The 14247-nt window shown below is 63.7% G+C and carries 14 protein-coding genes; 11 read left to right on the forward strand and 3 right to left on the reverse strand.

The window, feature by feature from the left end:
• The first annotated feature begins 116 nt into the window (after positions 1-116).
• The 3 genes from der to ACWKWX_RS22745 all read left to right on the forward strand — a co-directional run bounded on the left by der (position 117) and on the right by ACWKWX_RS22745 (position 3701).
• Entirely contained in the window at positions 117-1580 is a 1464-nt protein-coding gene (gene der / locus ACWKWX_RS22735; RefSeq protein WP_416422734.1) for a ribosome biogenesis GTPase Der, read from the forward strand.
• Positions 1581-1773: 193 nt separating this feature from the next.
• Positions 1774-2922, forward strand: a complete 1149-nt coding sequence (locus ACWKWX_RS22740; protein WP_483828996.1) for a pyridoxal phosphate-dependent aminotransferase — start codon at positions 1774-1776, stop codon at positions 2920-2922.
• Positions 2910-3701, forward strand: coding sequence for an amidohydrolase (locus ACWKWX_RS22745; protein WP_416422736.1), 792 nt, complete (start codon positions 2910-2912; stop codon positions 3699-3701). Before ACWKWX_RS22740 ends, ACWKWX_RS22745 begins: the two co-directional genes overlap by 13 nt.
• A gap of 54 nt (positions 3702-3755) precedes the next feature.
• On the opposite strand, the gene leuA is transcribed toward ACWKWX_RS22745, so the two are convergent.
• The gene (gene leuA, locus ACWKWX_RS22750; protein ID WP_473005532.1) at positions 3756-5426 is read right to left on the reverse strand and encodes a 2-isopropylmalate synthase; all 1671 of its coding nucleotides are present in this window, start codon (positions 5424-5426) and stop codon (positions 3756-3758) included.
• 343 nt (positions 5427-5769) lie between these two features.
• Between leuA and ACWKWX_RS22755 the strand changes: the two genes are divergently transcribed.
• Entirely contained in the window at positions 5770-6105 is a 336-nt protein-coding gene (locus ACWKWX_RS22755; protein ID WP_416422738.1) for a hypothetical protein, read from the forward strand.
• A gap of 139 nt (positions 6106-6244) precedes the next feature.
• Here ACWKWX_RS22755 and ACWKWX_RS22760 read toward each other — a convergent pair whose 3' ends face one another.
• Both ACWKWX_RS22760 and xseA read right to left on the reverse strand, forming a co-directional pair.
• Positions 6245-7069 (reverse strand): peptidoglycan DD-metalloendopeptidase family protein, encoded by an 825-nt coding sequence (locus ACWKWX_RS22760; RefSeq protein WP_416422739.1) that lies wholly within the window; start codon positions 7067-7069, stop codon positions 6245-6247.
• A 3-nt stretch (positions 7070-7072) separates the two neighbouring features.
• Positions 7073-8452 (reverse strand): exodeoxyribonuclease VII large subunit, encoded by a 1380-nt coding sequence (xseA, locus tag ACWKWX_RS22765; RefSeq protein WP_473005534.1) that lies wholly within the window; start codon positions 8450-8452, stop codon positions 7073-7075.
• A 182-nt stretch (positions 8453-8634) separates the two neighbouring features.
• On the opposite strand from xseA, the gene ACWKWX_RS22770 reads away from it, so the two are divergent.
• From ACWKWX_RS22770 to ACWKWX_RS22800, 7 genes are all read left to right on the forward strand, one after another.
• On the forward strand, positions 8635-9393 hold the full coding sequence (locus ACWKWX_RS22770) for a TSUP family transporter (RefSeq protein WP_483828997.1): 759 nt from the start codon (positions 8635-8637) through the stop codon (positions 9391-9393).
• A 57-nt stretch (positions 9394-9450) separates the two neighbouring features.
• The gene (locus tag ACWKWX_RS22775; protein ID WP_473005535.1) at positions 9451-9999 is read left to right on the forward strand and encodes a sugar ABC transporter ATPase; all 549 of its coding nucleotides are present in this window, start codon (positions 9451-9453) and stop codon (positions 9997-9999) included.
• A gap of 95 nt (positions 10000-10094) precedes the next feature.
• The gene (gene guaB, locus ACWKWX_RS22780; protein WP_027978918.1) at positions 10095-11564 is read left to right on the forward strand and encodes an IMP dehydrogenase; all 1470 of its coding nucleotides are present in this window, start codon (positions 10095-10097) and stop codon (positions 11562-11564) included.
• Between the two features lie 105 nt (positions 11565-11669).
• Positions 11670-13247 carry a glutamine-hydrolyzing GMP synthase gene (gene guaA, locus ACWKWX_RS22785; protein ID WP_416422743.1) on the forward strand — a complete coding sequence of 526 codons (1578 nt, stop codon included), beginning with the start codon at positions 11670-11672 and terminating at the stop codon, positions 13245-13247.
• A gap of 255 nt (positions 13248-13502) precedes the next feature.
• Positions 13503-13709 (forward strand): hypothetical protein, encoded by a 207-nt coding sequence (locus ACWKWX_RS22790; protein WP_483828998.1) that lies wholly within the window; start codon positions 13503-13505, stop codon positions 13707-13709.
• On the forward strand, positions 13643-13813 hold the full coding sequence (locus ACWKWX_RS22795; RefSeq protein ID WP_483829026.1) for a type II toxin-antitoxin system HigB family toxin: 171 nt from the start codon (positions 13643-13645) through the stop codon (positions 13811-13813). Before ACWKWX_RS22790 ends, ACWKWX_RS22795 begins: the two co-directional genes overlap by 67 nt.
• A gap of 1 nt (position 13814) precedes the next feature.
• A complete protein-coding gene (locus tag ACWKWX_RS22800) occupies positions 13815-14228 on the forward strand; it encodes a helix-turn-helix domain-containing protein (RefSeq protein WP_483828999.1) in 414 nt (137 codons plus the stop codon).
• Positions 14229-14247 lie beyond the last annotated feature (19 nt).

The following is a 14247-nucleotide window of genomic DNA, read 5'->3' on the forward strand; positions in this document are numbered from 1 at the left end:
GCCTCCAGCGGCCCCGCCCCAGGCAGGGGCCACGGCATGTTCGCATGCCGCCACGAACTCCGGCCGCTGCCTGCAGCGGCCTTTGTATTTTCTGAAATAACGCAGTGGAGAGCCTAATGGTTCCCGTAATCGCCCTGGTGGGCCGACCGAACGTCGGCAAGTCCACCATGTTCAACCGCCTGACCAAAAGCCGCGACGCCATCGTCGGCGACCTGTCTGGTCTTACCCGTGATCGCCAATACGGAGAGGCGCACTGGCAAGGGCGTTCCTATATCCTGATCGACACCGGCGGTATTTCCGGTGACGAGCACGGCATGGACGAAAAGATGGCCGAGCAGTCGCTGCTGGCCATCGAAGAAGCCGATGTAGTGCTGTTCCTGGTCGATGCCCGTGCCGGTTTCACCGCCGCCGACCAGATGATTGCCGAGCACCTGCGCAAGCGCAACAAGCGCTCCATCCTGGTGGCCAACAAGATCGACAACATCGATCCGGAAATGGCCCGCGCCGAATTCGCCCCGCTGGGCATGGGCCACGCCATCGGCGTCGCCGGTGCCCAGGGCCGCGGCGTGAACACCCTGCTGGAAGCCGCCCTGGGCGAATTCCCGCGTGACGTGGAGGAGGAAGACCTGGCCGAAGGCGTTGCCGAAGGCGAAGAGCAGGTGCGCATTCCTGGCCCGAGCGAGAAGGATGGCATCAAGATCGCCATCATCGGCCGGCCAAACGTGGGCAAGTCGACCCTGGTCAACCGCATGCTCGGCGAAGAGCGGGTGATCGTCTACGATCAGCCCGGCACCACCCGTGACAGCATCTACATCCCGTTCGAGCGCAACGACGAGAAGTACACCTTCATCGACACTGCCGGTGTGCGCAAGCGCGGCAAGATCCATGAAGAAGTCGAGAAGTTCTCGGTGGTCAAGACGCTGCAGGCCATCAAGGATGCCAACGTCGTGATCTTCGTCATGGACGCCCGCGAAGGCGTGGTGGACCATGACCTGAACCTGTTGGGCTTCGCCCTGGAGTCGGGCCGCGCCATCGTCATCGCCCTGAACAAGTGGGACGGCATGCAGCCGAGCGAGCGCGACTACGTGAAGACCGAGCTGGAGCGCCGGCTGTTCTTCGTCGACTTCGCCGACATCCACTTCATCTCGGCGCTGCACGGCACTGGCGTGGGCAACCTGTACGGTTCGGTGCAGGCCTCGTTCAAGTCGGCGATCACTCGCTGGCCGACCAGCCGCCTGACCCAGATCCTCGAGGACGCGGTGCAGGAGCACCAGCCGCCGATGGTCAACAGCCGCCGCATCAAGCTGCGCTATGCCCACCTGGGTGGTGCCAACCCGCCGCTGATCGTGATCCACGGAAACCAGGTGGAGAAGGTGCCGAACAGCTACGTTCGCTACCTGGAAAACACCTACCGCCGCGTCCTGAAGCTGGTCGGCACGCCGATCCGCATCGAGTTCAAGGGCAGCGACAACCCGTACGAAGGCAACAAGAACACGCTGACCGACCGCCAGGTCAACAAGAAGCGCCGCTTGATGTCGCACCACAAGAAAGCCGACAAGAAACGCCGCGACAAGCGCTGACTCCCCGGTTTTCGCGATACCTGTAGCCGCTGCCGCCAGGCTGCGCTGGCCCTGTTCTGCACTGGAGATCTCCAGGGAACTCAAGGGCCAGCGCAGCCTGGCGGCAGCGGCTACGGCGTTTTGATCTGTACTGGTTTTCCCGCTGTTCGTTGGGCTATCCTGCTGGGCTCCCCAGCTGTCAGGGATAGGCCCGATGATCACCAGCAAGCTGCCGAATGTCGGCACGACCATCTTCACCACCATGTCCCAGCTCGCCGCCGAAACCGGCGCGCTCAACCTGTCCCAAGGTTTCCCCGACTACGACGGCCCCCAGGGCCTGCGTGATGCCGTGGTGCGCCATATCAACGCTGGCCACAACCAGTACGCGCCCATGACCGGGCTGCCGGCCCTGCGCGAGCAGGTGGCGGCCAAGGTGCTGCGCCAGTACGGCGCGCGCGTGAGCGCCGACACGGAAGTCACCATCACGCCAGGTGCCACCGAGGCGATCTTCTGCGCGGTGCAAGCGGTGGTGCGTGCCGGTGACGAGGTCATCGTCTTCGACCCTTGCTACGACAGCTACGAGCCCTCCGTGGAGCTGGCCGGCGGCCGCTGCGTGCATGTGCAGCTCGACCCCAGGGATTTTTCCATCGACTGGCAGCAGCTCAGCGATGCCTTGAGCCCGCGCACGCGGATGATCATCCTCAACAGCCCGCACAACCCCAGCGGCGCCTTGATCAGCGCCGCCGAGCTGGACCAGCTGGCGCAACTGATCGAAGGTCGCGATATCTACCTGATCAGTGATGAAGTGTATGAACACCTGGTCTACGATGGGGTCAGACATGCCAGCGTGTTGGCCAACGAAGCGCTCTATTCCAGGGCTTTCGTGGTCAGCTCGTTCGGCAAGACCTACCACGTCACCGGCTGGAAGACCGGTTACGTGATTGCCCCGCCGGCCTTGAGCGCGGAACTGCGCAAGGTCCACCAGTACGTCAACTTCTGCGGGGTCACCCCGCTGCAATGGGCGCTGGCGGACTACATGGCGGCCTGCCCTGAGCATGTTGAAGAACTGCCCGGGTTCTACCAGGCCAAGCGTGACCTGTTCTGCGACCTGCTGGCAGGGTCGCGGTTCAGCTTCACCCGGGTGGCAGGCACGTATTTCCAGCTGGTGGATTACTCGCAGATCCGCCCCGACTTGAACGATGTCGACATGGCTCTGTGGATGACCCGCGAGCACGGCGTGGCGACTATTCCGGTGTCGGTGTTCTACCAGACACCCATCCCGGAACAGCGCCTGGTACGCCTGTGTTTCGCCAAACGCGAGGAGACGCTGCGGGAAGCGGCGAAGAAACTATGCGTGATTTGAGTACGCTGGCGAACCTGAACCTGGCCCTGGTGCAGACCACCCTGGCCTGGCACGACCGCACAGCCAATTTCGAGCACTTCGAGGCCCTGCTGGAGCAGGCCCGCGGTGCGCACCTGATCATTCTGCCGGAGATGTTCACCACCGGCTTTTCCATGGACTCGGCCAGCTTGTGCGAGCCGGAGCACGGCCCCACCAGCAAGTGGCTGCGTGCCCAGGCCGTGCGCCTGAACGCCGTGGTGACGGGCAGCGTGATCATCCAGGCCGCCGACGGCAGTCATCGCAACCGCCTGCTGTGGGCGCGGCCCGATGGCGAACTGCTGCATTACGACAAGCGCCACCTGTTCCGCATGGCTGGCGAGCACAAGCACTACACCCCCGGCGAGCGCCAGGTGCAGTTCGAGCTGAACGGCTGGCGCATTCGCCCGTTGATCTGCTATGACCTGCGCTTCCCGGTGTGGAGCCGCGACGCCCAGGACACCGACCTGCTGCTGTACACCGCGAACTGGCCTGGCGCGCGCCGCCTGCATTGGAACCGCCTGCTGCCAGCGCGCGCCATCGAGAACCTGTGCTACGTGGCGGCGGTGAACCGCGTGGGCACCGATGGCAAGGGCTTCGCCTACACCGGCGACAGCCAGGTGTTGGACTTCCAGGGCGAGAGCCTGCTGAGCGCGGGGGAGGCCGATGGCGTGTTCCACGTGTCCCTCAGCGCCGCCGAGCTGGCCGCCTACCGCACGCGCTTCCCGGCGCACCTGGATGCCGACACCTTCACGTTGTCCTGATTTCACCCATAAAAAAACCGGCCACCTGGGCCGGTTTTTTTATGGGTGGAAGGCTTACGCCGCCTTCGCTTCCTGCTGGCTCAAAGAGCGGTTCAGCGCGCTGAACAGGGCCTTGAAGCTGGCGGTGGTGATGTTCTCGTCCACGCCCACGCCGTGCACCGCACGGCCACCGGCCACGCGCAGCTCAATGTAGGCGGCTGCCTTGGCGTTGGTGCCGGCGCCAATGGCGTGTTCGTTGTAGTCCATGATCTCAACCGGTACCGGCATGGCCGAGGCCAGGGCTTCCAGGGCGCCGTTGCCCTTGCCGCGCCAGTGCACGGTCTCGCCGTCGCTGTGCACTTCGACGTCGACCTTGCTGTTGCCGTTCTCTTCCTGCAGGCGGTGGCTGACCAGCGCGTACGGGGCGTTGGCTTGCAGGTATTCCTTGTGCAGCAGCGCGTAGATCTGCTGGGCCGTCATTTCCAGGCCCAGGCGGTCGGTTTCACCCTGTACCACCTGGCTGAACTCGATCTGCATGCGGCGCGGCAGGCTGATGCCGTATTCCTGTTCCAGCAGGTAAGTGATGCCGCCCTTGCCCGACTGGCTGTTGACGCGGATGACCGCCTCGTAGCTGCGGCCGATGTCGGCCGGGTCGATCGGCAGGTAAGGCACTTCCCACACGGCGTCGTCCTTCTGCTGGGCGAAGCCCTTGCGGATCGCGTCCTGGTGCGAGCCGGAGAACGCGGTGTGAACCAGGTCGCCGACGTACGGGTGGCGTGGGTGCACCGGGATCTGGTTGCACTCTTCGACCACCTTGCGCACGCCGTCGATGTCGGAGAAGTCCAATTCCGGGTCCACGCCCTGGGTGTAGAGGTTCAGGGCCAGGGTCACCAGGTCGACGTTGCCGGTGCGCTCGCCGTTGCCGAACAGGCAGCCTTCGACGCGGTCGGCGCCGGCCATCAGGCCCAGCTCGGTGGCGGCCACGCCGGTGCCACGGTCGTTGTGGGTGTGCAGGCTGATGATCACGCTGTCACGGCGCGACACGTTGCGGCCGAACCATTCGATCTGGTCGGCGTAGATGTTCGGGGTACTGACTTCAACGGTGGCTGGCAGGTTGAGGATGATCTTGTGCTCGGGCGTCGGGTTCCACACCTCGATCACCGCGTCACAGACTTCCTTGGCGAATTCCAGTTCGGTGGCGCTGAAGGTTTCCGGCGAGTACTGGAAGGTCCACTGGGTTTCCGGCTGCTGGGCCGCGTATTTGACGAACAGCTTGGCCGCGTTTACCGCGATGTCCTTCACGCCCTGCTTGTCCTGGTTGAAGACGATCTTGCGGAAGGACGGCGAGGTGGCGTTGTACAGGTGGACGATGGCCTTCTTGGCGCCTTTCAGCGACTCGAACGTACGTGCGATCAGGTCTTCGCGGGCCTGGGTCAGCACCTGGATGGTGGTGTCTTCCGGGATGTGATTGTCTTCGATCAGGGTGCGAACGAAGTCGAAATCGGTTTGCGAGGCCGAGGGGAACGACGCCTCGATCTCTTTCACGCCCACGCTGACCAGGGTCTTCCAGAAGCGCAGCTTCTTAGCCGAGTCCATCGGCTCGATCAGCGACTGGTTGCCGTCGCGCAGGTCCGAGCTGCACCAGATAGGCGCGGTGGTGATGGTCTGGTTCGGCCAGGTGCGGTCAGGCAGGTTGACCTGGGCGAAGGCGCGGTATTTCGAAGACGGGTCTTTGAGCATGGTCATGATGGGCAATCCTTGTTGTGCGGCCTTGAAAAGGGCCTGCCGGCTAAAACTGAAAGAGAAGGGCGAGGCGACGCGATTCAGCGTGGCAGTCGTGCACTGACCAGGCTTAGGCAGCGGTGTTGACGAAGGAGAATGAGGGTGTGAAGAGTTTTCATGCCTTCAACCCTAACCATTGCGGCAGGGGATGGCAAGCATCTGTAAAACTTTGAGATAACTTATCTCTGCTGGCTTTTTTGTGGTTTTTTGTGCTCGATAATCGGTTTTTTTTGATTGAAAATTGTTGCTGTGATTCGGCGCGCGCAATCTCGTATATTGGCTTGGTCAAGCAATGCGGAGCTGAGTCATGACGGAAGCTGAGTGGAAACTGTGGAGTCGATATCGCCCATTGGCCGTTGAGCGCCTGTATGAGCGGCTACGGCGCCAGATGATGGCGGCGGCCAAGGATGACTCGGTGCCGGCGCGGGAGCATTTTCAGACTGTTCGAAACCTTTGCAATCAGGGTAACGAGGAGGTGGTGCGGGTGTTCGATAACTTTCCCCATTCGCGAGGACATGCCTCTATTGGTCTGCAGGCGGCTTATGTGAGGGGGCTGGTTACCGAGGAGGAGGTGGCATCATTCAGCGAAGAAACGCAGGCGAAGCTGAGGGAAGCGTCGAAGTATTTCAACAGGGCGGGCTAACTCGCTCCTGTAGCAGCTGCCGAAGGCGGCGTCGCAGGCAACGCATGGCTTCTGACGCACCGCGCCGCCTGGGACGCAGCCTTCGGCAGCTGCTACGGTGGGAGCAAAGGGGGGCAGGCTCGACAGCGCGCTACAGCTATCAGGGTTGGAACGCGCCGATGAAGATGGCGGGGTCCACGCGGGCATCGTTGAGGCTGACGTTCCAGTGCATGTGCGGCCCCGTCGCCCGCCCGGTCATGCCCACGCGGCCGACCACAGCGCCGCGCGCCAGGTCCTGGCCCACCTTCACGTCGATCTTCGACATGTGGCAGAACATGCTGATAAACCCTTGCCCGTGGTCGACGAACACGGTGTTGCCGTTGAAGAAGTAGTTGCCCACCAGGATGACCTTGCCCGCGGCCGGGGTCTTGATCGGCGTACCGGCAGGCACCGCGAAGTCCAGCCCGGCATGGGGGTTGCGCTCTTCGCCATTGAAGAACCGGCGCACGCCGAAGCGGCTCGACAGCGGCCCGTTCACCGGCTTGTCCAGCAGCAGGTTGCTGGGCGTGCCGGGGCTGAAGCTGCGGTAGGCCTTGAGCTGCTCGGCCAGCTCCACCTCAAAGCGTTTCAGGTCGGCCGGGTTGGGGTTGACCTGGCGGTTGTTCTTCAAGGTGATGTGCTGCTCGGGGTAGTGCTTGCTGCCCACCACAAAGCCCAGGCTGCGCTGGTCGGCGGTGGTGATGCGCGCCGGGCCCGGCTTCTGGGTCAGCGGCAGGCCGACGATGGCGCGCCAGTTCTGCTGCTCGCGCACCACCAGCACCGGCTTGCCGTCGAAGAACGCCTTGGGCGCCTGGGCGCCGCTGCCCAGGTCGATCACGGCCACGCCGCCGGGCACCGGCTTGTTCAGCAGGCGGGTCAGGTAGCTGTCGGCCTGGGCGGTGAAGGTCAGGCACAGCAACAGCAGGGCGGTCAGCAGGCGCGGCATGGTTCAGTCCAGTAGCGAGAGGGTGACCGGGGTCAGGTGGTTGTCTTCGACGCGCACCTGCAGCTCGCCTTCGCCCAGCTTGGCGGTCAGGCGCTGGCCGGTGCGGGTCTGGTCGGCGCGGCGCACGGCCTGGCCGCGTTCGTCCAGCAGAATGCTGTAGCCGCGGCTGAGGGTAGCCAGCGGGCTGACGATGTGCAGGGTCTGCATCTGGTTGTTGAGCTGCACGCGGCGGGCCTTGAGGCCGTCGCGCATGGCTCGCGGCAGGCGTTCGGCCAGGCCTTCGATGCGCTGGCGCAGCATGGCCAGGGTGCGCCCCGGGTGTTGCCCGGCCAGGCGCGTTTCCAGCTGCGCCAGGCGGTGACGGCGCAGGTTCAGGCGCTGCTCGAAGGCGCGGCGCAGGCGCATGTCCAGGTCGTCGAGGCGCTGGGCCTGCTGGCGCAGCCGCTCGCCGGGGTGACGCAGGCGCTTGGTCAGGCCGTCCAGGCGCAGGCGGTCGTGGGCCAGGCGGTTCTGGATGCGCATCAGCAGGCGCCGTTGCAGGCTTTCCAGACGGCGTTGCAGGTCGCTGCTGTCGGGCGCCAACAGCTCGGCAGCGGCGGACGGCGTGGGTGCGCGCACGTCGGCGACGAAGTCACTGATGGAGACGTCGGTTTCATGGCCTACGGCGCTGACGATCGGCGTGACGCAGGCGGCGATGGCACGGGCCACCGCCTCTTCGTTGAAGCACCAGAGGTCTTCCAGCGAGCCACCGCCACGGGCCAGGATAATGGCGTCGAAGCCGCCGGCATCGGCCAGGCGGATGCCGCGCACGATCTGGTTGATGGCCTCGCGGCCCTGCACGGCGGTGGGGATCAGTGTCAGCTCAACCTGCGGCGCGCGGCGGCGGAACACGCTGATGATGTCGCGGATCACCGCGCCGGTGGGCGAGCTGACGATGCCGATGCGCTGCGGGTGGGCGGGCAGGGCGACCTTGCGTTCGCTGCTGAACAGGCCTTCGCCGCTGAGTTTTTCCTTCAGCGCGTCGAACGCCAGGCGCAGGGCGCCGTCGCCGGCCGGCTCCACGGTGTCGAGGATCAACTGGTAGTCACCACGGCCCTCGAACAGCGAGACCTTGCCGCGCACCTTCACCGCCAGCCCGTCCTTCAGCGCCTGGCGCACGCGCTGGGCGTTCTGGCGGAACAGCGCGCAGCGCACCTGGGCGCCGCTGTCCTTGAGGGTGAAGTAGACGTGGCCGGACGCCGGGCGGGCGAGGTTGGAGATCTCGCCTTCCACCCAGATGCTGCTGAACACGTCTTCAAGCAGCACGCGCGCGCGGCCGTTGAGCTGGCTGACAGTGAGGACCTCGCGGTCCAGGCCGAGTACGGCAAAGGGGTCTTTGTTCATGGCGGGCATCATAAGGCCAATACGCCGCCGGAGCCATGCCCCCGTAGCAGCTGCCGCAGGCTGCGTCCCCGGCCCACGCGATACCCCTGGCCCACGCGATACCCCTGGCATACGGCGGTGCCTGTGACGCGGCCTGGGGGCCGCTGCTACGATGATGTACCACCAAGGAGAGGGGATAGCTGATGGAGTTGCTGAGCGCCTTGCCGTTTACCGGGCTGGACTGGGGTTGCATGTTGCTGGGCGTGGCGGTCGCCTATGTCGTGTTCGGCATCGCCGGCTTCGGCACCGCGCTGGTGGCCGGGCCAGTGCTGATCTGCTTCATGCCCCTGGCGCGGATCATCCCGTTGCTGGTGCTGCTGGATTTCATCGCCGCGTTCGGCAACCTGCTGCCGTCGCGCAAGGCGGTGGCCGGCGCCGAGTTGAAGCGCCTGCTGCCGTGCATGGCGGTGGGCTGTACCGTTGGCGTGGTGTTCCTGCTCAACCTGCAATCGCGCTTGTTGCTGCTGTTGATGGGCGTGTTCATCACGGCCTACGCCCTGTACGGGTTGCTGGTGAAGCGGCGGCCCGCCAGCTTGCGGGCCGTTTGGGCGTTGCCCATGGGGTTGGTGGGTGGGCTGTTCGGTGCACTGTTCGGCAGCGGCGGCTTTCTATACGCCATTTATCTGAACGCGCGCCTTGAAAAGGAACCGGCCCGCGCCACCCAGAGCGCGCTGATCAGTTGCAGCACGGTGGTGCGCCTGAGCCTGTTCGTGATCGCCGGCGTCTACACCGACGGCGCCCTGCTGGTGCTGGGCGCAGCCTTGTTGCCGGCCATGGCCCTGGGGCTGTGGATCGGCCGGCGGGTAACCATGGGCCTGTCCCGCGAAGCCTTCGTGCGCCTGGTGAACTGGCTGGTGCTGGCCAGCGGCGTCGCGCTGATCGGTCGCTACCTGGGCGCTTGACCTGCGCCCCCATGGCTTTATGCTGCGCGGATTCACGCCACACGCAGGTCTGCCTCCATGAGTTCGCAAAGTATTATCGTCCCGTTGATTTCCAGTTTTCCCGGGCGCGAAGGCAAGGCCCGGCGGGTGCTGCGCTGGTTGTGGCAGAAAAACATCATCGAAGAACAGCTGACCACCTGCGGCCGCACCGGCAACGGCATGGGCTACGCCATCGGCCCGGGCGCCCGCAACGTGGTCGAGCGCCCCGAACTGCTGCCCTACGGCCAGCCGGTCAACGGCCTGGAGTTGGTGACCAAACGCTGCATCTTTACCCCCACTAAAAATTTCAAGGAAGAGGCCGGCTGCCCCGAGTGCCGCCAGGAAATCGGCGAGGCGCTGTTCGACAGCCTGGAGGAGTGGATGCCCGGCCACACCGACAACTTCATGTGCCCCGAATGCCGCCATGAAGACGACATCAACGGCTTCCTGTTCCTCGACCCCTGCGCGTTTTCCAACCTGGGCTTCATCTTCAACGGCTGGGCCGACGCGCGGTTCAAGCCCGAATTTCTCTTCGAGTTCGGCGAGCGCCTGGAACGCAAGGTGCGCGTGGTACGCGTCGATCTTTAGGGTGCGACGCAATTGCCCTGATGTTTACATTGAGCATCGGGGCATGTATGAGTATAATGGCGCGCTTCCATTTTTCCCGCTCGGGAGCCCCCGCGATGCTGCGTATCAGCCAAGAAGCACTGACCTTCGACGACATTCTCCTCGTACCCGGTTATTCCGAAGTACTGCCCAATGAAGTCAGCCTGAAGACCCGTTTGACCCGTGGCATCGAGCTGAATATTCCCCTGGTCTCCGCCGCCATGGACACCGTTACCGAAGCCCGTCTGGCCATTGCCATGGCCCAGGAAGGCGGTATCGGCATCATCCACAAGAACATGACCATCGAGCAGCAAGCTGCCGAAGTGCGCAAGGTCAAGAAGTTCGAGGCCGGCGTGGTCAAGGACCCGATCACCATCGAGGCTGACGCCACCGTCCGTGACCTGTTCGAGCTGACCCGTCAGCACAACATCTCCGGCGTACCGGTGCTGCACGACGGCGACCTGGTCGGCATCGTCACCTCCCGTGACGTGCGTTTCGAAACTCGCCTGGAAGCCACCGTTCGCGAAGTGATGACGCCTAAAGAGCGCCTGGTCACCGTGCGCGAAGGCGCCGACAAGAACGAAGTGCGCGAGCTGCTGCACAAGCATCGCCTGGAAAAAGTCCTGATCGTGGACGACAAGTTCCAGCTCAAGGGCATGATGACCGTCAAGGACATCGAAAAGGCCAAGGCCTACCCGCTGGCCAGCAAGGACGACCAGGCCCGCCTGCGCGTCGGCGCGGCCGTCGGCACTGGCAAGGACACCGGCGAGCGCGTTGCCGCCCTGGTAGCCGCCGGCGTTGACGTGGTGGTGGTCGACACCGCCCACGGTCACTCCAAGGGTGTGATCGACCGCGTGCGCTGGGTCAAGGACAACTACCCGCAGGTGCAGGTCATCGGTGGCAACATCGCCACTGGCGCTGCCGCCAAGGCCCTGGTTGAAGCCGGCGCGGACGCCGTCAAGGTCGGTATCGGCCCTGGCTCCATCTGCACCACCCGTATCGTCGCCGGTGTAGGCGTGCCGCAAATCAGCGCCATCGCCAACGTCGCCGCCGCCCTGGAAGGTTCGGGCGTGCCGCTGATCGCCGACGGCGGCATCCGCTTCTCCGGTGACCTGTCCAAGGCCATCGTCGCGGGCGCCTCGTGCGTGATGATGGGTTCGATGTTCGCCGGTACCGAAGAAGCCCCGGGCGAGATCGAGCTGTTCCAGGGCCGTTCGTACAAGGCTTACCGCGGCATGGGTTCGCTGGGCGCCATGTCCCAGGCCCAGGGCTCGAGCGACCGTTACTTCCAGGATTCGGCCGCTGGCGCCGAGAAGCTGGTACCGGAAGGCATCGAGGGCCGCGTGCCGTACAAAGGCACCCTGACCGCCATCATCCACCAGCTGATGGGTGGCCTGCGTTCCTCCATGGGGTACACCGGCAGCGCCAACATCGAAGAAATGCGCACCAAGCCTGAATTCGTGCGCATCACCGGTGCCGGCATGGCCGAATCTCACGTCCACGACGTGCAGATCACCAAGGAAGCGCCGAACTATCGCGTAGGTTGACCCCAAGCGCCCGCGGCCACCGCCCCGGGCGCTTGCTGAATTTTTAGGCGGGGCTGTTCATTGCAGCCCCGTGTTGTTTCCGATTACCACTGACGAGAACTAGTCATGGCCCTCGACATTCACGCCCACCGAATCCTGATTCTGGACTTCGGTTCCCAGTACACCCAGCTGATCGCCCGTCGCGTGCGCGAAATCGGCGTGTACTGCGAGCTGCACCCCTTCGACATGGACGACGAAGCGATTCGCGAATTCGCCCCGCGCGGCATCATCCTGGCCGGCGGCCCGGAATCCGTGCACGAAGCCAACAGCCCGCGTGCACCGCAAGCGGTGTGGGACCTGGGCGTGCCGGTGTTCGGCATCTGCTACGGCATGCAGACCATGGCCGAGCAACTGGGCGGCAAGGTCGAAGGTTCCGACCTGCGTGAATTCGGCTACGCCCGTGTCGACGTGGTCGGCAAGAGCCGTATCCTCGACGGTATCGAAGACCACGTCGACGCCGACGGCGTGTTCGGCCTGGACGTGTGGATGAGCCACGGTGACAAGGTCACCAAGATCCCGGAAGGCTTCCACGTGCTGGCCAGCACCCCTAGCTGCCCGATCGCCGGCATGGTCGACGACGCCCGCGGCTACTACGGCGTGCAGTTCCACCCGGAAGTGACCCACACCAAGCAAGGCGGTCGCATCCTGTCGCGCTTCATCCTCGACATCTGCGAATGTGAAGCCCTGTGGACCCCGTCGAAGATCGCCGAAGACGCCATCGCCAACATCCGCGCCCAGGTCGGCACCGACAACGTCCTGCTGGGCCTGTCCGGCGGTGTTGACTCGTCCGTGGTTGCGGCCCTGCTGCACAAGGCCATCGGCGACCAGCTGACCTGCGTGTTCGTCGACAACGGCCTGCTGCGCCTGCACGAAGGCGAGCAGGTGATGGCCATGTTCGCCGAGAACATGGGTGTCAAGGTGATCCGCGCCAACGCCGAAGACCAGTTCCTGAACAACCTGGCCGGCGAAGCCGACCCGGAGAAGAAGCGCAAGATCATCGGCCGCACCTTCATCGACGTGTTCGATGCCGAGTCCTGCAAGCTGGAAAACATCAAGTACCTGGCCCAGGGCACCATCTACCCCGACGTGATCGAGTCGGCTGGCGCCAAGAGCGGCAAGGCCCACGTGATCAAGTCGCACCACAACGTGGGTGGCCTGCCTGAGGAAATGAACCTCAAGCTGGTCGAGCCGCTGCGTGAGCTGTTCAAGGACGAAGTCCGCCGTCTGGGCCTGGAGCTGGGCCTGCCGTACGACATGGTCTACCGTCACCCGTTCCCGGGCCCGGGCCTGGGCGTGCGCATCCTGGGTGAAGTGAAGAAGGAATACGCCGACCTGCTGCGTCGCGCCGACCACATCTTCATCGAAGAACTGCGCAAGGCCGACTGGTACCACAAGGTCAGCCAGGCCTTCGTGGTGTTCCAGCCGGTGAAATCGGTAGGCGTGGTCGGCGACGGCCGTCGTTACGCCTGGGTCGTGGCGCTGCGCGCCGTGGAAACCATCGACTTCATGACCGCACGTTGGGCGCACCTGCCTTACGAGCTGCTGGAAACCGTCAGCGGCCGCATCATCAACGAAATCGAAGGCATTTCGCGCGTCACTTACGACGTGTCGAGCAAGCCGCCTGCGACGATCGAGTGGGAATGATGCGGTTGGCCTGAGGGCCGATGGCAGTAAATGAAAACCGCCCGGGGCTTTGGCCCCGGGCGGTTTTTTTACGGAAGCAGGTAATGCCCGAATGTCCCGGAGCGTCCGCCATATTTCGTGACGATTACGCGATGTTCGAGGATGGGGGGGAACGTATCCTTGGGTGGACGCGCTTTGCAGGGAGGCAGAGGGTGATCCATTGCGGTTGACAAAATGTCAACTATTCGCCATCCTAGTAAGGACACTCGCTCGACTATGGATGTGATTTCCAAGAAGCCGTTCGATGACGCCTGCAAGGCATTCCCCAATCAGGCGGATGCCATTGCGCGAACCTACAAAGCGCTGCGGCTGGCGATTTCGATACGCCCACCCAGCTTCGATGCGCTTTCCCGTCCCTGGATAATTTTCGTTACCGGGACAAATGGTGGGTTATCGATATTGGCGGCAACACCCTTCGAATGATCGCATTCATAGCCTTTCGGGATAATCGAATGTACGTAAAGCACATCGTCCCCCATGGCGAATACGACAAGCTGTGCAATCGCTACCGGCAGGAGCGCGAATAAAATGGATATTTCGGTAATCAAGGAGCGGGCCCGTGCATTGCTTGAAGGTGCATCGTTCATCGGCCATATAAGTGACGACGCTGACTACAGCCAGGCGTTGGCGCTGATGGACCAGTTGGTAGATGACTACGATGCCAATCGGATCTTGATCGAGATTCTGTCCAATTCCATCGAGCGCTGGGAGCGTGAGTCGCCGGCCTTTGAAAGCTTTGATGCCAAGGTCGCTCAAATGAATGGTGTCGACGTCTTGAAGCTGCTCATGGAACAACACCACCTCGGCGTGGCTGATTTGCCTGAGATCGGCAGCAAATCGCTGGTGTCGAAGATTCTCAATGGTCGCGGTCGCAACCTCACGAAGGATCACATCAATGCGCTGAGCAAGCGATTCTCGGTGAGCCCGGCGATTTTCTTCTGATCTTCTGACGCGGCGCGTT

This window comes from Pseudomonas imperatae (genome assembly GCF_057128625.1).